Annotated in this window: 16 protein-coding genes; 8 read left to right on the top strand and 8 right to left on the bottom strand. The window is 65.0% G+C overall.

Annotated elements, in window-relative coordinates; all coding sequences use genetic code 11:
- Positions 1–6: 6 nt before the first annotated feature.
- The gene (locus AC0IZJ_RS26455; RefSeq protein WP_471854927.1) at positions 7–1,422 is read right to left on the bottom strand and encodes a CotH kinase family protein; all 1,416 of its coding nucleotides are present in this window, start codon (positions 1,420–1,422) and stop codon (positions 7–9) included.
- A gap of 193 nt (positions 1,423–1,615) precedes the next feature.
- Complete coding sequence (locus AC0IZJ_RS26450) at positions 1,616–2,392, bottom strand: fibro-slime domain-containing protein (protein ID WP_471854925.1); 777 nt, start codon at positions 2,390–2,392, stop codon at positions 1,616–1,618.
- A 231-nt stretch (positions 2,393–2,623) separates the two neighbouring features.
- On the opposite strand from AC0IZJ_RS26450, the gene AC0IZJ_RS26445 reads away from it, so the two are divergent.
- Entirely contained in the window at positions 2,624–3,292 is a 669-nt protein-coding gene (locus tag AC0IZJ_RS26445) for a hypothetical protein (RefSeq protein ID WP_471854923.1), read from the top strand.
- Positions 3,293–3,301: 9 nt separating this feature from the next.
- Here the strand turns inward: AC0IZJ_RS26445 and exaC are convergent, their stop codons facing one another.
- Positions 3,302–4,825: an acetaldehyde dehydrogenase ExaC gene (gene exaC / locus AC0IZJ_RS26440; RefSeq protein WP_471854921.1), complete on the bottom strand. Its 1,524-nt coding sequence runs from the start codon at positions 4,823–4,825 to the stop codon at positions 3,302–3,304.
- 263 nt (positions 4,826–5,088) lie between these two features.
- Here exaC and AC0IZJ_RS26435 point away from each other — a divergent pair, with 263 nt between their 5' ends.
- The gene (locus AC0IZJ_RS26435) at positions 5,089–7,038 is read left to right on the top strand and encodes a sigma-54-dependent Fis family transcriptional regulator (RefSeq protein ID WP_471854919.1); all 1,950 of its coding nucleotides are present in this window, start codon (positions 5,089–5,091) and stop codon (positions 7,036–7,038) included.
- A gap of 236 nt (positions 7,039–7,274) precedes the next feature.
- Complete coding sequence (locus tag AC0IZJ_RS26430) at positions 7,275–9,902, top strand: HD domain-containing protein (protein ID WP_471854917.1); 2,628 nt, start codon at positions 7,275–7,277, stop codon at positions 9,900–9,902.
- A 146-nt stretch (positions 9,903–10,048) separates the two neighbouring features.
- Here AC0IZJ_RS26430 and AC0IZJ_RS26425 read toward each other — a convergent pair whose 3' ends face one another.
- Positions 10,049–10,264 carry a hypothetical protein gene (locus AC0IZJ_RS26425; RefSeq protein WP_471854915.1) on the bottom strand — a complete coding sequence of 72 codons (216 nt, stop codon included), beginning with the start codon at positions 10,262–10,264 and terminating at the stop codon, positions 10,049–10,051.
- 138 nt (positions 10,265–10,402) lie between these two features.
- Between AC0IZJ_RS26425 and zwf the strand changes: the two genes are divergently transcribed.
- Entirely contained in the window at positions 10,403–11,866 is a 1,464-nt protein-coding gene (gene zwf, locus AC0IZJ_RS26420; protein ID WP_471854913.1) for a glucose-6-phosphate dehydrogenase, read from the top strand.
- A gap of 150 nt (positions 11,867–12,016) precedes the next feature.
- Here the strand turns inward: zwf and AC0IZJ_RS26415 are convergent, their stop codons facing one another.
- Positions 12,017–12,922, bottom strand: coding sequence for an alpha/beta fold hydrolase (locus AC0IZJ_RS26415; protein ID WP_471854911.1), 906 nt, complete (start codon positions 12,920–12,922; stop codon positions 12,017–12,019).
- On the opposite strand from AC0IZJ_RS26415, the gene AC0IZJ_RS26410 reads away from it, so the two are divergent.
- The gene (locus AC0IZJ_RS26410) at positions 12,912–13,361 is read left to right on the top strand and encodes a hypothetical protein (RefSeq protein ID WP_471854909.1); all 450 of its coding nucleotides are present in this window, start codon (positions 12,912–12,914) and stop codon (positions 13,359–13,361) included. The two genes, AC0IZJ_RS26415 and AC0IZJ_RS26410, sit on opposite strands and share 11 nt — an antisense overlap.
- A 72-nt stretch (positions 13,362–13,433) precedes the next feature.
- Here AC0IZJ_RS26410 and AC0IZJ_RS26405 read toward each other — a convergent pair whose 3' ends face one another.
- Positions 13,434–14,810: a family 43 glycosylhydrolase gene (locus tag AC0IZJ_RS26405; protein WP_471854908.1), complete on the bottom strand. Its 1,377-nt coding sequence runs from the start codon at positions 14,808–14,810 to the stop codon at positions 13,434–13,436.
- A gap of 14 nt (positions 14,811–14,824) precedes the next feature.
- The gene (locus AC0IZJ_RS26400; RefSeq protein WP_471854906.1) at positions 14,825–15,775 is read right to left on the bottom strand and encodes an alpha/beta hydrolase; all 951 of its coding nucleotides are present in this window, start codon (positions 15,773–15,775) and stop codon (positions 14,825–14,827) included.
- Between the two features lie 144 nt (positions 15,776–15,919).
- On the opposite strand from AC0IZJ_RS26400, the gene AC0IZJ_RS26395 reads away from it, so the two are divergent.
- The 3 genes from AC0IZJ_RS26395 (at position 15,920) to AC0IZJ_RS26385 (ending at position 19,115) form a co-directional block, all read left to right on the top strand.
- Positions 15,920–16,837: an alpha/beta hydrolase gene (locus tag AC0IZJ_RS26395; RefSeq protein WP_471854904.1), complete on the top strand. Its 918-nt coding sequence runs from the start codon at positions 15,920–15,922 to the stop codon at positions 16,835–16,837.
- 237 nt (positions 16,838–17,074) lie between these two features.
- Positions 17,075–18,295: a DUF418 domain-containing protein gene (locus tag AC0IZJ_RS26390; RefSeq protein WP_471854903.1), complete on the top strand. Its 1,221-nt coding sequence runs from the start codon at positions 17,075–17,077 to the stop codon at positions 18,293–18,295.
- 88 nt (positions 18,296–18,383) lie between these two features.
- Positions 18,384–19,115 carry a hypothetical protein gene (locus tag AC0IZJ_RS26385; protein ID WP_471854901.1) on the top strand — a complete coding sequence of 244 codons (732 nt, stop codon included), beginning with the start codon at positions 18,384–18,386 and terminating at the stop codon, positions 19,113–19,115.
- An 8-nt stretch (positions 19,116–19,123) separates the two neighbouring features.
- On the opposite strand, the gene AC0IZJ_RS26380 is transcribed toward AC0IZJ_RS26385, so the two are convergent.
- A complete protein-coding gene (locus AC0IZJ_RS26380) occupies positions 19,124–19,831 on the bottom strand; it encodes a hypothetical protein (protein ID WP_471854899.1) in 708 nt (235 codons plus the stop codon).
- Positions 19,832–19,835 lie beyond the last annotated feature (4 nt).

Below are 19,835 nucleotides of genomic sequence, written 5' to 3'. Positions count from 1 at the left end.
CGCTTTTCATTTGGCGAGTTCCGCGTCCATCCACGCCAGCCGCTCGCGCTGCCAGCGGATCATCTCCTTCACCTCGCCGTCGTGGCTGCCCATGACGACGCGGGTGTACCAGCTCACCCAGTTGAGGTTGGGCCAGGTGCTGAAGTTCTTCTGCTGGCCCTTGTCCAGCCAGGTCGCGCGGGCTTGACCGTACATCAGCATCAGCTCGAAGGCGTTCTCGGCCTTTAGCGCCAGCCAGCGGTCCTTCACCTTCTTTGCGAATGCCGGATCCTCGAACAACCGCGCGAACCACGGCGAGCGGCGCAGGTGCCAGCCCGACGTCAGCGCCAGCCCGTCATAGCCAGCGTTGCCGAAGGCGAGGTCGAAGTCCCAGACCGGGCCGAAGTGCAGCTTGCCATCGCGCCTCTTGGCCATGAAGAAGCTGGCCGTCGCGCCGTCCGCGTTCTTGCTCAGCTCGTTGATGAGGTAGTAGTTCACCACCGAGTCGACGTCCAGATACTTGGCATAGCCGGTTGACGGGTCCTTGAAATCGGCGCCGAACAGCGCCGCCTCTGTGTCGTTGAAGTAGGCGGTGATGTAGGCGCGCTGCGCCGCCCAGGCCGGCTCGAGCAGCGACTCGGGCTCCTTCACGCAGAAGGGCGCCATGCCGGCGCGCATGGAGTCGACGCAGAAGTTGCTGTCGCGCTGCGTGTTGACGCCGGCCACGCAGAACGGTGAATAGGGCAGCACGGCCGGGTCCTTGCAGTAGTCCTTGTGCATGCGGAAGTCCACCTCGACGAAGTAGCCGCCCGAGACCTTGTCAGCCGCCGTGTCGGTGGCCTTCAGCTCGGGGATGTCGACCCGGTCCTTGGCGATGCGCACATGCTCGGCGAGCTGGTACAGGCCCTGGTACTGGCCGTTCAGCGTCACCTCGACGATCTGGTCGCGCACCGTGTAGGCCAGCCCCATGCTGCGGCTCAGCATGAAGGCCATGTCGTTGCGCACCAGCGTCTTGTCGGCGAAGTTGGCCAGCAGCACCCAGTGCCTGCTGGCCGGCATGCCCGCGAGTGCCGTGGCCGTGCCCAGCTTGAGGCGATAGGGCTTCTTGGGCCAGTCCCACGTTGAGTTGCCGCGGCCGCGAATCTCAAGCGCCCCCTCGGCCGCCGTCAGCCCCGCGCCGAAGAGCTTGAAGCTGCCCTTCACATAGTCCTCGCGGTTGAGGATGGGCGCGCTGGCGGCGGTCGTGATCTCCAACTGGGCAAACGCATCAGCCGTACCCGTCGGAAACCAGGCCGGCGTTGCCACGACGGGCGGCGGCGGGGCCACCACGACGACCTGTGGCGGCGGCACTTCCGGTGCGCTGCTGCCTGCACCGCCACCGCCGCAACCGGCCACGCACAAGGCGGCCAGCGCCGCTACCCAACACCGCGTGATTCCTGCCATCGTGTCCACCTCAGCGCAGACCCTGGCGCGGCGCGTCAGAGGCAAGCCAGCTTGGCTGCGGGGCGCGAGTGTAGGCAGATCGGCTCGGTGCGGGTTACGGCTTCGTTACCGTGGCGCGGCAGGCGCCGGCCGGCACTCACGCAAGAAAGCAAAAGGCCGCCCGAAGGCGGCCTGGCATTGCCGACGCGCAGGTTCAGCGGCGGCGGCGGCGCGCGCCGGCGGCAGCGGCCAGCAGGCCCGCGCCCACCAGCGCCAGCGAGGCCGGCTCGGGCACGCCGTTCGGCGTCGTGGCGACGAGCTGCAGCGAGGTCGTCATCGTGAAGTTCGAGCCCGTGGTGTGGCGCTCTGCCTGGAAGACGTCCAGCTTGTAGTCGGTGCCGTCGACAAGGCCGTTCGCGAGGGCGAAGGCGTTGAGGTTCACGCTGCCGCCGAGCGCGCCGTGAACGCCGCCCAGGTCGATGGCCAGGATGCCGTTGATGAACACCCACACGTCGTCGTCACCTGTGAACGCGAAGTCGTCGTTGTTGGCGGCCTTGTAGGTGAACTGCGTGTGGAACTCGGTCGTGAAACCGAAGTTCTGGCCCGGGACGCCCGTGCCCAGCAGTTGCCCGTCGATGGGGAAGAAGGCGTTGCTGCTGAACTGGTAGGTCGTCGCCGAGATCGGATCGAGCTGGATGCTGATGCTCTGCGACATGTTGACGGTCGGATCGTCGTGATACCACTGGTGGAAGGACGCCGCGCTCGTCACGGTGGGGTGGGAGGCCGACAGCACCGGCTTGCCATCGGCGCCGAGCGTCGTTTGCACGATGCCCGCGTACGAGCCGAGGTAGGCCTCAAAGTCGGGGTGGCCCATCGGCGAGCCGGCTGAGTTGAAGTCGCGGATCGTGCCCGTCAGCGTGATCGGCGCGGCCAGCGCGGCGAGAGGCAGCGCCAGGGCGACGACAGCGGCGAGGCGGGAAAGTGTGCGCATGACGTGGCTCCAGGCCAGCTAGGGGTAACTGCCGGAACGCAATTCTGATGCCGTCGAATCATTTCTTTGCAAATCAACCACTTGGCCCAGCGAGGCCTCTCGCATCACGGCGAGCTGTCAATTCGCCCGACACCCCCCGGGCTTGCGGGGCGCCCCCAAATACTTGGGCTGGGCAACACGTCGCCGCAGGCGGCCAATGGCGCACCACCCACCGAGACTCCGGAGACCGACATGCGCCGCACCCCCACCGCCTTCGCCCTTGCCGTCGCCCTGTCTGCCGGCATGGCACAGGCCGCCACCGTGGCCGTCTTCACCGACCTCGCCGCCTGGACGGCGGCCCTCAGCAGTCCGGCGCAGCTCCAGGACTTCAGCGGCTACGCGGTCGGCACCGACCTGACCGGCGTTGCGGTGCTGCCCGGGCTCACCTTGAGCAGCAACATCAGCGGGCCGGTGCGTGTGTTCAGCGCTGACAACGAAGCCTTTGCCTTTGGCGGGACGGCGCGTGCGAACGGCAATGCCTACTACCAAGGCAACTACGCCCTGCCCTTCCTCGCCGCGGCGCTGGACATCACCTCCTTCGAATCCATCCCCGGCGACAGCAGCACCGCCCCCGGCCCGGGCCTGATGACCTTCTCGTTCAGCGACGGCTCGACGCAGGACATCGCCCTGCTCGGCAACGCCACCGGCTCGCCCGTCTTCGTCGGCGTGATCTCGGACTCGGCGATCACCTCCTTCAAGTGGGCCGAGGCACTCGAGGGCAATGGCGCCAACGAAGAGACCTCGCTGGACAACCTGCGCGTCGCCATGCGCACGACGGTCAACCAGGTGCCCCTGCCCGGCACGCTGCCGCTGGCGATGCTGGCGCTGGCGGCGGTGCCTCTCGCACGGCGCCGCCGCTGAACCAGCGCCTCAGAAGAACCCGAGCGCGTTCGGGCTGTAGCTCACCAGCAGGTTCTTCGTCTGCTGGTAGCTGTCCAGCATGCCCTTGTGCGTCTCGCGGCCGATGCCCGATTCCTTGTAGCCGCCAAAGGCCGCATGCGCCGGGTAGGCGTGATAGCAGTTGGTCCACACGCGCCCCGCCTGGATGGCGCGGCCCAGCCGATAGGCGCGGCTGCCGTCACGCGTCCACACGCCGGCGCCCAGGCCGTAGGGCGTGTCGTTGGCGATCTGCAGCGCCTCGGCCTCGGTCTTGAAGGTCGTCACCGCCAGCACCGGGCCGAAGATCTCCTCGCGGAAGATGCGCATCTGGTTGTGGCCCTGGAACAGCGTCGGCTGGATGTAGTAGCCACCCGCCAGGTCGCCGCCCAGCTGCGCGCGGTTGCCGCCGATCAGCACCTTGGCGCCCTCCTCCTTGCCCAGCGCCAGATAGGTCTCGATCTTGTCCATCTGCACGGCCGAGGCCTGCGCGCCCATCATGGTCTCGGTGTCCAGCGGGTTGCCCTGCTTGATGGCCGCCACACGCTTGACGGCACGCTCCATGAACTTGTCGAACATGCCTTCCTGGATGAGCGCGCGGCTCGGGCAGGTGCAGACCTCGCCCTGGTTGAACGCGAACAGCACCAGGCCCTCGATGGCCTTGTCGAGGAAGGCGTCGTCCTCGGCCATCACGTCGTCGAAGAACAGATTCGGGCTCTTGCCGCCCAGCTCCAGCGTCGCCGGGATCAGGTTGGCCGCCGCGGCCTGCGCGATCTGCTTGCCCGTGACCGTGCTGCCCGTGAAGGCGATCTTGGCGATGCGCTTGCTCGTTGCCAGCGGCGTGCCGGCCTCCTTGCCGTAGCCGTTGACGATGTTCAGCACGCCCGGCGGCAGCAGGTCGGCGATCAGCTCGGCAAACAGCAGGATGCCGATGGGCGTGCTCTCCGCCGGCTTCAGCACGACGCAATTGCCGGCGCCCAGCGCGGGCGCCACCTTCCACGCCGCCATCAGCAGCGGGAAGTTCCACGGAATGATCTGGCCCACCACGCCCAGCGGCTCGTGGAAGTGATACGCGATGGTGTGGCCGTCGATCTCGCTCAAAGCGCCCTCCTGCGCACGCACGCAGCCGGCGAAGTAGCGGAAGTGGTCCACGCACAGCGGCAGGTCGGCATTCAGCGTCTCGCGGATGGGCTTGCCGTTGTCCACCGTCTCGGCGTAGGCCAGCAGCTCCAGGTTCTGCTCGATGCGGTCGGCAATGCGCAGCAGCACATTCGCCCGCTCGGCCGGCGGCGTGGCGCCCCAGCCCGCGGCGGCGGCGTGGGCGGCGTCCAGCGCCAGTTCCACGTCCTTGGCGCCCGAGCGCGCGGCCTGCGTGTAGACCTTGCCGTTGATCGGCGAGATCACGTCGAAGTACTGGCCCTCCACCGGCGGCTGGAACTTGCCGCCGATGAAGTTGTCGTAACGGGGCTTGTAGGCAATCTTGGCGCCAGCGGCGCCCGGGGCGGCGTAAACGGTCATGGGCTTGTCTCCAGATGGATGTGTGCCCGGCGTGCTGAATGGCGCGCGGGTCAGCTCCTTCAGCGCAAGGCACATGCCAGCCGTGCTTGCGCCAAGCCTGCCGCAGCCGCGTGTTGAAACCCCGCGCCGGCCGCTCCCGCACTGTCCCGAAATGGAACACCCGTACCGCACACCGTGCCATTCCGGCACAAGCGCTTGACGCGCCCCGCCGTCAGGCTACCGTCCGCCGCAGAGCCTTCAATACAAGGCCACCGGAGACAGCCATGCCCGCCCCCACCCCGCCCGAGCGCATCCGCCTGGCCCGCCGCCAGTGGCTGGACACCGGCACCGTCGCCAGCGGCCTCATTGCCGGCCCGCTGCAAGCCAGCTGGGCGCGCTGCCGCGACTTCGGCCTCGCGCCGGAAGGCCGCCCGCAAGGCGCGCCGCACGCCAGCGCCGCCCAGCTCGCCCGCGCGCTGGAGCACCGCCACGCGCTGATGGCCCACGCCCGGCCCGTCATGGCCTTCCTGAACGAGCAGGTGCAAGGCAGCGACAGCCTCGTACTGCTGGCCGACGCCCACGGCCTGCTGCTGCACGCCAGTGGTGACGATGCCCACTTTGCCGACCGCGCCGCCCGCGTCGCCCTGCGCCCCGGCGCCGTGTGGAGCGAGCAATGGCGCGGCACCAACGCCATCGGCACCGCGCTGGCCGAGGGCGCGCCCGTCGTCGTGCATGCCGGCGAGCACTACTTGGCGCGCAACGGCTTCCTCACCTGCGCCGCCGCCCCCATTGCCGACCCCGCCGGCCAGCTGCTCGGCGTGCTCGACATCTCCGGCGACCGCCGCGGCTACCACCGCCACACGCTGGCCCTGGCCCGCAGCGGCGCCCGCATGATCGAGCACCAGCTCTTCCTCGACCGCTTCCGCGCCGGCCTGCATTTGCGCCTGCACGCGCAGATGGAGGGCCTGGGCACCGTCACCGAAGGCCTCCTCGCGCTCAGCGAAGACGGCTGGGTTACCGGCGCCAACACCGCCGCGCTGGAGCTGCTGGGCCTGGCCCGCCGCGACATCGGCGCCGCCACCGTGGAGCGCGTGCTCGGCCTGGACCTGCGCGCGCTGCTTGCCCTCGGCGCCGCGCCGCGCGCATTGCCACGCGGCGGCAGCGCCTCGCTGTGGCTGCGCCTGGAACCCGGCCAGACGCTGCGCCGCAACAGCCCCGCCGCGCCCGCATCGTCGGCCCGCCCGGCGCCCACGCTGCCCGCCACAGACGCCGCCTGGCGCCCGCAAGACGCCCTCGCCGCGCTGGACACCGGCGACGCCGCCTTCAGCGCCCTGCTCGCCCGCGCCCGCAAGCTGCTCGACAAGCCCGCCATCCCGCTGCTGCTGCAAGGCGAAAGCGGCACCGGCAAGGAACTGCTGGCCAAGGCCATCCACAGCAGCAGCGCGCGCCGCGACAAGCCGTTTGTCGCCGTCAACTGCGCGGCGCTGCCCGAAATGCTGATCGAGGCCGAACTCTTCGGTTATTCCCCCGGCGCCTTCACCGGCGCCAACCGCCACGGCGCCCCCGGCCGCATCCGCGAAGCCCACGGCGGCACGCTTTTCCTGGACGAGATCGGCGACATGCCGCTGGCGATGCAGGCCCGCCTGCTGCGCGTGCTGCAAGACCGCCAGGTCACGCCCCTGGGCGGCGGCGCGGCGGTGGACGTGGACTTCCGGCTGATCTGCGCCACCCACCACCGCCTGAAAGACGAAGTCGCCGCCGGCCGCTTCCGGGAAGACCTGTACTACCGACTCAACGGGCTGACGCTGAGCCTGCCGCCGCTGCGGGAGCGGTCGGACATTGGCGAGTTGGTGGCTCGGCTGTTGAAGAGCGAGGCTCCCGCGCGCGCGCTTCACGTGAACGCCGACGTGATGGCGTTCTTTGGCCGCTACCGCTGGCCAGGGAACGTGCGGCAACTGGCCAACGTGTTGAGAACGGCCGTAGCGCTGCTGGACGACGGCGAAAGCGACGTTACAAGCATGCAGTTGGCCGATGACATGAAGGAGGCGTCGGAGGGCGTCGGTGCAGGGCAAATAGCCGCTTCACATGGTGCCGATCTGCATCAGTTGGCTGAGACACGCATCCGCGAAACGCTAGCAGCCGTGGATGGCAATGTGTCCGAAGCAGCACGACGACTTGGCGTCAGCAGGAACACCCTCTATCGCCGACTGCACCGGTCGGGTCGCCCGGCCTGATTTTTGATTTGAGACCTGTCGCCGATCCGCGGGGGTCCGTGGACGCTAGTTCTCTGACGTGCTTGTTGATCACGGTTTGACGCCAGCTGCCGTCTTGAAAGTTAAGACGGCATCTGGCGTTGAATTCGTAGCTGCGCCGAGGTTGGGCGATAGCAGGAGAACCTCCCCATACAGACAAATGCGGTTGTAGACCGATGCGGAGCGAGTTCTACTCACTGCCATTCACAGGGAGCAACATGACTAACTTCTCAAAGGCAATCGAACAATCTGCGCTGTGGAACGCAACTCTCGCCAGCGTCGACAACGACCAGCATCAACTTGAACGCGAAAGGCTCCGAACCTCGTTTTGTGGGTTCAGAGAGCGCGCCAGCCTACTAGCAACTCAGATTGAAAGGGATCTCCCTGATTTAACAATTCACGACATAACGCACTTAGATGCGTTATGGGAAGTCGCATCTCAAATCACTGGCATCGGCTATGAACTAACACCCACCGAAGGGTACGTTCTTGGAGGCGCCATATTGCTACACGATTTAGCCATGTCAGTAGCAGCCACTCCGGGAGGGATTGCTTCTTTAAAGGCAGATGTTCGTTGGAATGACACCATTTGCATGTACTTTCGGTCTCGCCATGACCGCACTCCAACCGCTCAAGAGGTAGAGAATCCACCAAAAGAGGCCTATTCGATTGCATTATTTTCCCTTTTGCGAATGCTGCATGCCGAACACGCCGAACAAATAGCATTTGCTAAATTTGGATCTGGCGATGCTGCAGAATACTTAATTGGCGAAATAGAACTGCGACAAACTTTTGGCAGAGCAATTGGACAAATCGCTCACAGCCATTGGTGGTCGCTGTCCGAGCTAGAGAAGCGCTTTGACCGACAGATAGGCGCACCTCATTGGGCCCCATCTTCCTGGACCATTGATCCATTGAAACTAGCCTGCATATTACGAGTGGCAGACGCGGCACACATTGATGCCCGCCGAGCTCCGAGCTTTCAGCGGGCCTTTCTTAACATCTCAAAATCGTCGGCAGAACATTGGAACTTTCAGAGCAAATTAAATAAATTCTACATCAATGAGGACGCACTAGTATTCACGTCGGGCCAATCGTTTCCTCTAGAAGAGGCCAATTCATGGTGGCTATGCTTAGACGCTTTAAAAATGATCGACAACGAGTTAAGGGGTGTCGATAGCCTGCTTACTTCCAGATCAATTCGCCGATTTGTCGCGCGCCGAGTTGCCGGGGTCGACAACCCTGAAAGGCTTGCAGCTTATATACAGACATTAGACTGGCATCCAATCAATGCCAAACTCCATATCTCTGATTTGCCAGGCCTAATTAACAGCCTTGGTGGCGAAGAACTTTACGGACGAAACCCAACAGTCCCAGTTCGCGAGTTAATTCAAAATGGGTGCGATGCAATACGCGCAAGACGCCATTTAGAAAACCGCCCTCTGGATTTTGGAAAAGTTGAAGTGACCGTTCAGGAACGCTCCGGCTCGTTCTTCTTAAGAGTTCACGACAATGGTGTCGGAATGTCGCGTCGCGTTCTTACACAACATCTTCTTGATTTTGGTTGCAGTTTTTGGAGTACCCCTCAAGTCCAAGAAGAATTTCCGGGCCTGATTTCTTCTGGCTTTAAGAGCACAGGAAAATATGGCGTAGGCTTCTTTTCAGTATTTATGGCTGCAGACCGCGTGAAAGTTATCACGCGCCGGCCTGATTGGGCAGCTGCCGATACGTTAGTCCTTGAATTTGGCTCCGGAATCAAAGGCCGGCCACTACTAAGACCCGCTTCCAAGCAAGAACAATTGATTGACGGGGGAACAGTCGTCGAACTCCAACTTCGATCTTCACCCTACAAACCAGACGGATTCCTTTTTCTGAAACATGAAGATGAAACCATATCCCTGCAGGAACTTTGCAAGAAACTGGCACCTTCACTTGACACCCAACTTGTAGTCATTGAACACGGAAAGTCGGAAGTTGCAATTGCCCCTAACGATTGGCTCAAGATAGCCGGTGATCGCCTTTTATTTGAACGCTGCAAAAAAGAACACGATGATCGATTTTCAAAAAAGGACCGATTGCGCTTCGCAAAACAAGCTGCACAAAACCTTGAAGTAGTTTACAGCGACAGCGGCGAGGCACTTGGCCGAATTTGTATATTGGCGGGAGCGCGCTCTTACACACTACCAACCCCACTTTTTGAAGGGGCCGTAACAGTTGGCGGATTTGCAACTTCCACAATATCCGGGATAGCAGGCTTTATTACAGGGGAAGCCAAACGGGCGGCTAGGGATAGGGCGTCGCTTCATCTATCCGTCAAACAGCTTTCGAAATGGGCCACAAATCAAGCGGCCAAAATTCCAAATATATATCCTGACGTTGAATCACAGATGTCTGCTGCGCAAATTGTCCGCTTGTGCGGAGGGCACACGGGCGTCTTGCCAATTGCCAAACACAAGGGGCGCTACATTTCGGCAAATGATATCCTGGCAACTCAACCAAGCGATACCATAATCATAATAGACAGATTTACACAAGAATATGAACTAAAGCATTTGGAAGGATTTTCCTTTTTGGACAACGCATATTGCACAGAGACTTCTGGAGTAACCGTAATATTTCAAGATGACCTTGATGATGCGGAATATTTCTCCTACAAATCCGAAAGCGGCCTACTCAACAATCTGGGTGGCGCCTTAATTGAGTCAATAGCGCAAGCCTGGAACGTGCCGGTGCAACACATAGTTAAGTTCAATGACCTTGAACGTGAATCAGACGTTTTAATTGGGACTGCAAATGGGCTTGAAATACGTTCCAGAGCCACCGTTGTCAAACGACCAATCGCATGACCAAGGCTGCCTGCATGGTCATCCGGTTCGGGCGTCAGATCCCCGCCGGCTTCCGGGGCAGGTCTCAAGTCTGAATTCCTGCTGCGCACTTCCTTAAATCTTGACCCCGAAATTTACGAATTTGGGAATCAGGCCTACCGAAAGTGCTACATGGTGGTGAACATGAACCGCCTGATCAGCGGCAGGCACGCAGGGCCGCGCTTGGGGTCGGCGGAGCCGATGTGGTCGCGGCCCTCGACGACTTGGAGCACGCTCTTGATGCCCAGCGACAGGGCGCGCTTATGGAGGGTGGCGGAGCCCTGCGGCACCACGAGGTTCGGGGTCAGGTCTAAAAAAACCAAACCCTCCCGAGGTGCTGCCATTCCCTGCCCCACCGCAGAATGGGCTCGCCGGATTTAGATTTGAGACCCGCACCTGCTCCCGGCTGCGCCCAGCCGCCCGATGGTTCAATCTTTGCTAGCCCTTCCAGCGTTACAGCTGACCGCATGAGCACCTCAAACATGGCAAAGATTCCCCCCGGCGTTGGCCCGCGCTTACCTCAGCTGGTGGTGCTGTTCGGCGCCACCGGCGACCTGGCCAAGCGCAAGCTGCTGCCGGGGCTCTTCCACCTGTGCACGGCGGGCTTCCTGCCGGACTACCGGATCATCGGCATCTCGCTGGATGACATCGACACCGCCGCCTTTGGCGCGCTGACGCGGCAGGCCCTGGCGGAGTTCTTCAATCGCCCGGTGAGTGACGCCGACTGGGCCGCGTTTGCCGCGCGGCTGGAGTACGTGCCGCTCGCCGCTGGCCCCGCCGCCCTGGCCGAGGCCGCCGCGCGCGCCGAAGCCGCCATTGGCGGCCAAAACGAACGCCTGCATTACCTGAGCGTGCCACCCAACGCGGCCCTCTCGGCCGTGAAGGTGCTGGGCGAAGCCGGCCTGGTGGCGAATGCGCGGGTGGTGATGGAAAAGCCCTTCGGGACGGACCTGGCCAGTGCCGTGAAGCTCAATCGCGCCGTGCACGAGGTGTTTGCCGAAGACCAGGTCTTCCGCATCGACCACTTCCTGGGCAAGGAGCCGGCACAGAACATCCTGGCCTTCCGCTTTGCCAACGGGCTGTTCGAGCCGATCTGGAACCGCAACTTCATCGACCACGTGCAGATCGACGTGCCCGAGACGCTGGGCCTCGGGCAGCGCAGTGCGTTATACGAGCAGACCGGCGCCTACCGCGACATGGTGGTGACGCACCTCTTCCAGATCCTCGGCTTCATGGCCATGGAGCCGCCCACCTCGCTGGAGCCGGCGCCCATCAGCGAGGAGAAGAACAAGGTCTTTCGCAGCATGCTGCCCATCCAGCCCGCCGACGTGGTGCGTGGCCAGTACAGCGGCTACCGCGCCGAGCCGGGCGTGGACCCGCAGAGCGAAACCGAAACCTTCATTGCGCTGAAGTGCTTCATCGACAACTGGCGCTGGGCGGGCGTGCCCTTCTTCCTGCGCACCGGCAAGCGCATGGCGGAGGGCCAGCGCATCATCTCCATCGCCTTCCGCGAGCCGCCCAAGAGCATGTTCCCGCCCGGCAGCGGCGTTGGCGCCCAGGGGCCCGACCACCTGACCTTCGACCTCGCCGACGCCAGCAAGATGAGCCTCAGCTTCTACGGCAAGCGCCCCGGCCCCGGCATGCGGCTCGACAAGCTGAGCCTCCAATTCGCCATGCACGACACCGGCCTGGCGGACGAGGTGCTGGAGGCCTATGAACGCCTGATCCTCGACGCCATGAAGGGCGACCACACGCTGTTCTGTACCGCCGAAGGCATCGAGCGCCTGTGGGAGGTATCGAGCCCCCTGCGGGACTCGCCGCCACCCGTGCGCCTGTACGAACCGGGCAGCTGGGGCCCGAAGTCCGTCCACCAGCTCATCGCCCCGCACGCGTGGCGACTGCCCTTCGAGCGGGCCTGGCGCAACCCGGACAAGTCGGGGGGCTGAGACGGTTTTCACGGGCGCTGGCTGTCAGCGCCGGCGGAGGTCGTAGGTTGGGGTGAACAACGTGAACCCCAACGGACGCAGCAGTCCAATATTTGGGGTTCGCAAGCTCACCCCAACCTACAAACTCGCATCGCTGATTCCGGCGCCGCACTACCGGCTGGACACCTGGCTCACGCCGCCCGCCGTGACGCGCGCGGCGACGCGGGCTGCGGGGGCGGCCGGGCCGATCAGGTCCATCACCGCCCGCACCACCGCCTCGGGGCTGGTCTTCTGGATCTGGTGGCTGGAGTCCAGCACCGTGGTGCGGGCGCCGGGGTACATGGCCCGCACGCGTGCGGCGGTGGCCTCGTCGAGGTTGATCACGCCGAGATCGATGCCGATCGCGCCGGGTGACTTGGGCACGTTGACGAGCCGCTCCACGGGTATCTGCGCCGGCCAGGGCAGCGCCAGCACCTGCTCGCCCGTGGCATGGATGGCCTCGGCCTCGCGGGCCTCCATGCGGCTCATGAGCAGGCTCTTGCCGATGCGGGCGTAGAACGGAAAGTCCTCGGGCTTCTTGATGACGCCCGGGTAGACCGAATCCACCAGCACCAGCCCGCGCACTTCGCCGGGAAAGGTGCGTGCGAACAGCTGCTGATAGAGGCCCCCCAGCGAATGGCCCACCAGCAGGAAAGGCGGCTTCAGGTCGTGCTGGCGGAGCAGTTCGCGCAGATCCGCCACCACCTGCTGGCCATCGCGCGGGCGCTCGGTCGCCTCGCTGCGCCCGGTGCCCGGGCGGTTGTAGGCGAACAAGGCCCAGCCCTGGCGCGTGGCGGGCGCCAGCCCGTCGATGACGGCGACCCAGCCTTCCAGGTCGCCGCGCAGGCCGTTCTCGAACACGATGGTGCCCGCGGCCGGGAGTGCATCGGGCGGCACGCGGCGCAGCTCCACCGCCTGGCCATGCAGTCGCGTCAGCTCGATCGGCGGGGCGGCCAGCGCGGCGCCCGCCGCCCAGAGGGCGGGCAGGGCCAACAACAGCGGCGCGGCGTGGCGGGAGAACAGGGAAATGAAGGGCATCGGCTCGGTCCATCAGTACAAGACAAGGCCGCGCTTGTATGGGCGCCCTCGCGTTGCTGCCGGCGCCGTGCGACAAACGGCAAATCTGCCGGCATGGGTTGCACCGCCAGCCGCGCACGCCGCCCGACGGCATGACGAGCGGCACCCGCAACAGCCGCCGACACGCCGTCCCAAGACCGTCGTCGACGAAGGCCCCTTCGCCGCATTGCCGGCGAACGTCAGGCCGTATGTGAGCGGCAAGTTCGACGCGGCAGGCGTGCTTTGGCAAGTGGGCGACCGGCTGGACAACCCGAAGGTGCACGTGGTCGTGAAACGCGAATTGAAGTCCGGCGTTTCGACGCTTGTGTACACCGAGGACAGCTACAGCGGTACGGGCGACTGGAAGAAGGACGCGGTGCCGTTCGTGCGCCCCACGCCGATGCTGATCACCGGCTATTGAGCGCGGCCGGCGGCGGCCGGGACCGGCTCGCCCGGCATTGCTGCTGATGCCGTGGCGCGGCCTGCGATGAATCTATCGAAAACTCACCCAATCCACCTCGACGGCATGGCCGCCCGGTTGGGTGATCACGATGTTGCGCACGCCCTTTGGAAGTTTCTGGGCGATCGCGTTGGTCATTTGCCAGCCGCTGGTCTTGTCAATCTTCACCCGACCCAGCAAGGGCCCATCCGGGCTGTCGAGATGGATATCGAGTGTGCTTGCGCCGCCTGCCTTGGCGAGCACCTTGATTGATTTCTGCGCACCGCGACCGAAATCGACATCGTTGAATTGCACCCATGATTTTTCGGTGCCGAATGTGGTCTTCCATCCGGCATGAGGATTGGATTCTTCAAGAAAAGAAATTGCGATGCCTTGGGGACTCTTCGCGCTGTAGCGGTCAATCTGAATCTCGCTCTCGGCATTCACCAACCCGACACCGCGCAGCGTCGGTATCACTTTCTGGATGGTGCCGTCGGCATTGAAGAACAGTTTGTCGGCGCGAATTGATCGGTTCTTGTCGAAGGCGGGCGAGAGATCCCTGTCGTGATAGAACAGATAGGACTGCCCTTGCCAATCGAGAATGGAATGGTGCACCGTCCAGCAACCGGTCTCGGATTCATCAAGTATGACGCCGGCGTGTTTGAACGGCCCCAGAGGTGAGGGGCCCATCGCATATTCGAGCCGTTCGATCTTGTTCGCCACGTGCGGATAAGTCAGGTAGTAGATGCCGTTGCGCTCAAAGACGAAGGGACCTTCGATCAATCCTTTTTGGGGCAGGTTGTCGATGACCATCGGCTCGCCGTCAATCTCCGTCATGTTGGGTTTCAGCTTGGCGACATAGATCTTCCCTGCGGAGTAATACAGGTAGGCGGTGCCGTCCTTGTCGATCAGCACGTTGGGGTCGATTCCCTTCACGCCCTGGATGTATGTCGACAGCGGCTTGAACGGCCCAGCGGGTTTGTCTGCCACTGCGACGCCGATTCTGAACTCTGGGCGGTCTTTATCGCCTTCAGCCTTGGCGTTGCCGTCCTTCTTGGCGATGGCCGGGAAGTAGAAATAATATTTGCCATCCTTGTAGACGCAATCCGGCGCCCACATCGCATAGGCCGTGGGGTCAACCCAATCCACGCCGGTTTGCGAAATGATCATGCCGTGATCTTTCCAGTCCGTGAGATTCTCGGAGGAGAACACGTGGTAATCCGGCATGACGAACCAGTCAGGTTTTCCTTTGTAATCTGGCGGTGCCTTGATGTCGTGCGACGGATAGACATAGATCCTGCCTTCGAATACCCGTGCCGTTGGGTCAGCAGTGAACTGATCCATGATCAACGGGTTGGCCGCAAAGGCGGGCGCGATGTTCAGGAATCCCGCGATACCAAGAACCAGAAAACTACGCAGACAATATTTCATGGTCATCGATTGAATTACTGCCCGCGCGCCATTGTGGTGAACATGAACCGTTTGATGAGCGGCAGGCACTCGGGGCAGCGCTTGGGGTCGGCGGGGTCGATGTGGTCACCGCCCTCAACGACTTGCAGCACGCTCTTGAGGCCCAGCGACACGGCGCGCTTGTGAAGGGTGGCGGAGCCATGCATCCCGCCGTTCGAGGCCAACGGCACCACATCGTCCTTGTCGCCGTGGATGCTGAGCAGGGCGGGCTCGTTGGCCTCAAGCATGTCGAGATCGCTGCCGCCTACCGCGCCAGAGAGGTTGATCACACCGCGCACCTTGAACTTGAGCGGCTCCTTACTGGTGCTGCCCTCCAGGCCGCCGTTGGCCTTGAGCGCGGCGCCGCCCATATCGGGCAGCTTGCTGCGGGCGTCCAGGTAGGCCGTGTACATCGAGGTGATGGCGCCGGCGGAATGGCCGCCGATGAAGATGTTGTCCACGTCGACCTTGAAGCGGTTGGGGCCGGCGGCGTCCTTGACGAAATAGCGGATGACGGCCTTCTGGTCCGACATGGCTTTGAAGAGGGCGTCATAGAACCTGGCCTGGGAGTTGATGTCGCTGGAGAGCCGATAGCGGTTGACGGCCACCACGTAGCCGGCGCGCGCCAGCTCCTCGCCGAAGTCGTCCATCCAGGTGTCGTCGGTGCGAACGAAGCCGCCGCCGGGCGTGAGGACGAGCAGCGGGCGCTTGGCGGCCGTGTCGCCCTTGGGCTCGAAGACGCGCATCGTCAGCTTTTCGACCTTGCCGTCCAGGTTGTTCACGTTCTCGGCAAACACCAGGTTGCCGTGGCGCACGTGCTCCGCAAACACGGCGTTGAGGTAGCGACGCGGTGCGGCGCGGTCTTCCTCGGCGTGGCTGGCGCTGGCGAGGAGGCCGGCACAGAGGGCGGCGAGGTGCAGGGCGAAGGCGGCAAGGCGTTGTTTCATCGTGCGGTCCGAGGGGGGCTCTGAGCGGTGGCGCGCACGATAGCGCGGCGTCGCGCGGGCGGCCACCGGGCTTACCGGGTTCGGGGTCGCCCGCGTTGGGCAGTCCAAGGGATGATCACGCCGACCCGACCCACCACCCATCCCATGCAACGCACCCACTCCCTCATCGCCCTCGCCCTGCTGACCCTGTCCGCCGCCTGCGCAGCGCAGGCCGTCGAAGAGGCCACCCCCGACAGGGCGCGCGCCAACTTCGCCCGCCCCATCACGCTGGCGGCCGACGACGTGCGCGCCTTGCCCGCGCCGCCGGCCGGTTTTGCCGATGCCCGCGCCGGTGTGGCCGCCGGGCGCGTCGAGGAATTCAGCTATGCCTCCGGCGTGACCGGCACGCAACGCAAGGCCAGCGTCTACCTGCCGGCGGGTTACTCGGCCGAGAAGCGCTACCCCGTGCTGTATCTGCTGCACGGCATCGGCGGCAATGAGCACGAGTGGCGCGGCTACGTGCGTGCGCCTGCGGTGCTCGACAACCTGATCGCCGCAGGCAAGGCGCTGCCGATGATCGTCGTGATGCCCAACGGCCGCGCGCTGGCGGACGACCGCACGCCGCCAGCGGACAAGGTGTTCACGCCGGAAAACGCCGCCGGGTTCGCGAAGTTCGAGCGGGACCTGCTGGAGTTCCTGATTCCGGCCATCGACGCGAAGTACGCCGTCGCGAGCGACCGGCAGCACCGGGCGCTGGCCGGGCTGTCGATGGGCGGCGGCCAGGCGCTGAACTTTGGCCTGGCCCACCTCGACAGCTTCGCCTGGGTGGGCGGCTTCTCGTCGGCGCCCAACACGAAGCCCGCCGATCAACTGCTGCCCGAGCCCGAAGCCGCACGGCGCCAGCTGGCGCTGCTCTACCTGTCCTGCGGCAACAAGGACGGGCTGATCAACGTCTCGCAGGGTGTGCACCGCGCGCTGAAGGCGCGCGGCATCCCGCACATCTGGAACGTGGACGAGTACGGCCACGACCGCGACAGCTGGGCGGAGAACCTCTTCCACTTCGCGCAGCGGCTGTTCCGCTGAGCCGGGCCGCAGCGCCGCGCCAAGCGGCTGCTGGGGCGCTTGCCCGGGAGTCTGCACACCCGCCCTGACGAGGTGCGCCGCTGGCGTGGCGGCCGCGCATCTGCAGCTCGTCCCCGCCGTTCTGCAGATCGTCAGACGCGGCTTTGGACAGCGCAACCCGCGGTGCTACGGTGCCGCCGGACCGGGCGCTGACCGTCCAAGCGCCCGCCCTCAAGCCCACTGCCCCCTCGGAACGCCATGGCCACGACACCCCACCTCGCCCCGCCGCCCCACGAGCGCCTGATCACCGTCGACGTGCTCCGCGGCTTTGCGCTGTTCGGCATCCTCTATGCCCACATGATTGCCTGGTACACGGCGGGCCCGCTGCCGCAGGACCTGTTCGCGAAGTTCCAGACCATCCCGACCGGCATCGCCTTCGGCGCGAATGTCCTGCTGGTCATGGGCAAGTTCTTCTCGGTCTTTTCGTTCCTGTTCGGGCTGAGCTTCACCATCCAGATCAACAGCCTCGCCCGGCGCGGCGACAACGTGGCGCTGCGCTTCGGCTGGCGGCTGGCGGTGCTGGGGCTGATCGCTGCCGTGCATCACCTGCTGTGGCGGGGCGACATCCTGTCCGTCTACGTGCCGCTGGGCTTCCTGCTGATCTTTGCGCGTCATCTCAGCAACAAGGCGCTGCTGGTGCTGGGCATCGTGCTGGTGCTGAACCTGCCGACCAAGGTGTTCGAGCTGATGGCGCTGCTGCGCACCGGCAAGGTCGATTTCATCGCCGGCGACTACGCGAAGGAGAGCGCCGCCTACTTCGAGTTCGTCAAGAACAGCGGCTTCGTCGACATGCTGTGGGGCAACCTGCACGCCATCGGCGCCAAGGTCGACTACCAGCTCACCAGCGGCCGGCTGTGGATCACCTTCGGCTTCTTCCTGCTCGGCATGCTCGTCGGGCGGCTCGGCTGGTTTGACAAGGCCGCCCTGCCCACGTTCAAGGCCGTCTTCAAGCGCTCCTGGCAGCTCATGCTCGTCAGCCTGGTGCTGGGCCTGGTGATCGTCGGCACCGCCATGGCCCTCTCCGTGAAGCTGGAAGACAAGGGCTGGGCCTACTGGGCCGCCGAATTCCCCATCGACCTCTACAACGCCGCCTGCACGGTGTTCTACATCAGCGGCATCGCCCTGCTGATGGCCAGGCCGAACTGGGCCCGGCGCCTGGCGCCGCTGGCCGACATCGGCAAGATGGCGCTGACGTCCTACCTGACCCAGACGCTCTTCGGCCTGCTGATCTTCTACAGCTTCGGCCTGGCCCTGTTCGCCAAGACCTCGCCGGCCGTGAACGTACTGATCTGCTTCGGCATCTTTGCGTTCCAGATCGCCTTCAGCCGCTGGTGGCTGGGCCGCTTCCACTACGGCCCGGTCGAATGGCTGTGGCGCTCGGCGACCTTCTTCAAGTGGCAGCCGATGGCGAAAGGCTGAGCGCGGCGCAGGCGCAGGCGCAGGCGTCGCGCAGAATGCGGCCGCAAAGCGCGCCGAACCGGCGCGGGCACCGCTCGAAAGGCGCCGCATGCAAGTTCAGAGACTGTCTGCCCTCGGCCTGGCCGTACTGCTGCTGAGCGCCTGCGCCGGTGCGCCGCGCATGCCGGTCATTGCCAACGGCGAGGCCGTCGCCATTGCCGTGGCGGCCAGCCCGCAGGGCGGCGGCAAGCTGGACATCAGCAATGAATCCTTGGGCAGCAGCGTGAGTGGCGGCGGCAGCGGCGGCGCGTTGGCCGGCGGGCTGTGGGGCCTGACGTGCGGGCCGCTGGCCCTGCTGTGCGTGCCGGTGGGCGCGCTCACGGGCATGCTGGCCGGCGGCACCGCGGGCGCGGTGGTGGGCGTGACCGGCATGCTGGGCGACGAGAAGGCGACCCAGCTGCGCGACCGGCTGGCTGCCGTGGCGCGCTCGCACAACCTGGTGGCCGAGATCGACAGCAACGTGACGACGCGGGCCCGCAAGTACTGGACAGTGGACGGCGCAGCGACCGGCAACCGCATCAGCATCCAGGTGCAGGACCTGCGCCTGATGAGCACGCGCGACGAGCAGATCCGCTGTTCGGTGCTGGTGACCGTCGTCGTGGACACGCCGGCCACGGCGGGCACGGAGCGGCGCTGGCGCACCAAGGAGTACACCTATCTCAGCGCCTACAGCCCCCTGGCCGTGTGGCTGGACCCGGGCAGCGATTTCGTCGACACCAGCCTGACGTCGGCCAGCCAGCAGCTGGCCGCACAGATCGTTTCGGACCTGGTGGCGCGCTGACGCGCCGCTCAGCGTTTCGCGCGATGCAGGATGGTGGCAATGACCGAGCGGTCGTTGAGCCCGGTGGTGGACGAACTGACGCCGCCGAAGTTCTGCCCCCACCAGGCTTGCTGGCTGAGCTGGCCAGAGATGGCGCCCCAGCGCTGCCCGGCCTCCGGCCAGGTGCCGAACAGCCGCAGCTCGCACAGCGTGCGGCGGCATTCAACGGCCAGCAACTCGAAGCCCTTCTGCACGCCGGCGTCCTGAAGCGCCTGGCGCAGCTGCGCCTCCATCTGCTGCGACCAGGCCGGGTCCAGCGGCTCGCCGGCGAAGCGGGCGTGCAGTTCGGGCAATGACGGTGGCTGGTCGTCCGGGCTGAGCAGCATCTTGGCGTGCTCGGCCGACAGTGCGACGGCCGGCACGTCGACGCGTGCGGCAGCGGCGGGCGCCGCAGCGGAGGCGGCCTTGCGCGGATCGACCGCAGCAGCCGGTGGCGGGCACGCCAAGCCCGGCGCGACGCTGGCCGTGGTGACGGCCGGCGCGGCAATGCTGCCGGCCGACGCCGCGCCGCTGGCCACCAGCGAGGCTGAGGTCGAAGGAGCAGCCGGCGCCGCAACATCAGGCGGCTTGACCGCTGCGGCGGTCGGGGTGGCCGTGGCGCCACCGAAGTAGAGCGTGCCGAGGACGGCCAGCGCCGCCCCTGCTGCGCCGCCGATCATGAGGTCTTTGATGGTCATGTCT

The organism is Roseateles sp. AC306 (genome assembly GCF_979253795.1).
This window is presented reverse-complemented; position numbering and strand designations above follow the sequence as displayed.

Excerpts from the sequence above, each read along its gene's own strand:
- AC0IZJ_RS26410 (WP_471854909.1), top strand. The coding sequence starts at position 12,912 with ATGAAGGGCATCGGCTCGGTCCATCAGTACAAGACAAGGCCGCGCTTG.
- zwf (WP_471854913.1), top strand. The coding sequence starts at position 10,403 with ATGGCAAAGATTCCCCCCGGCGTTGGCCCGCGCTTACCTCAGCTGGTG.
- AC0IZJ_RS26435 (WP_471854919.1), top strand. The coding sequence starts at position 5,089 with ATGCCCGCCCCCACCCCGCCCGAGCGCATCCGCCTGGCCCGCCGCCAG.
- AC0IZJ_RS26400 (WP_471854906.1), bottom strand. The coding sequence starts at position 15,775 with ATGAAACAACGCCTTGCCGCCTTCGCCCTGCACCTCGCCGCCCTCTGT.
- AC0IZJ_RS26395 (WP_471854904.1), top strand. The coding sequence starts at position 15,920 with ATGCAACGCACCCACTCCCTCATCGCCCTCGCCCTGCTGACCCTGTCC.
- AC0IZJ_RS26445 (WP_471854923.1), top strand. The coding sequence starts at position 2,624 with ATGCGCCGCACCCCCACCGCCTTCGCCCTTGCCGTCGCCCTGTCTGCC.
- AC0IZJ_RS26450 (WP_471854925.1), bottom strand. The coding sequence starts at position 2,392 with ATGCGCACACTTTCCCGCCTCGCCGCTGTCGTCGCCCTGGCGCTGCCT.
- AC0IZJ_RS26390 (WP_471854903.1), top strand. The coding sequence starts at position 17,075 with ATGGCCACGACACCCCACCTCGCCCCGCCGCCCCACGAGCGCCTGATC.
- AC0IZJ_RS26415 (WP_471854911.1), bottom strand. The coding sequence starts at position 12,922 with ATGCCCTTCATTTCCCTGTTCTCCCGCCACGCCGCGCCGCTGTTGTTG.
- exaC (WP_471854921.1), bottom strand. The coding sequence starts at position 4,825 with ATGACCGTTTACGCCGCCCCGGGCGCCGCTGGCGCCAAGATTGCCTAC.
- AC0IZJ_RS26385 (WP_471854901.1), top strand. The coding sequence starts at position 18,384 with ATGCAAGTTCAGAGACTGTCTGCCCTCGGCCTGGCCGTACTGCTGCTG.
- AC0IZJ_RS26455 (WP_471854927.1), bottom strand. The coding sequence starts at position 1,422 with ATGGCAGGAATCACGCGGTGTTGGGTAGCGGCGCTGGCCGCCTTGTGC.
- AC0IZJ_RS26425 (WP_471854915.1), bottom strand. The coding sequence starts at position 10,264 with ATGGCAGCACCTCGGGAGGGTTTGGTTTTTTTAGACCTGACCCCGAAC.
- AC0IZJ_RS26430 (WP_471854917.1), top strand. The coding sequence starts at position 7,275 with ATGACTAACTTCTCAAAGGCAATCGAACAATCTGCGCTGTGGAACGCA.
- AC0IZJ_RS26405 (WP_471854908.1), bottom strand. The coding sequence starts at position 14,810 with ATGAAATATTGTCTGCGTAGTTTTCTGGTTCTTGGTATCGCGGGATTC.
- AC0IZJ_RS26380 (WP_471854899.1), bottom strand. The coding sequence starts at position 19,831 with ATGACCATCAAAGACCTCATGATCGGCGGCGCAGCAGGGGCGGCGCTG.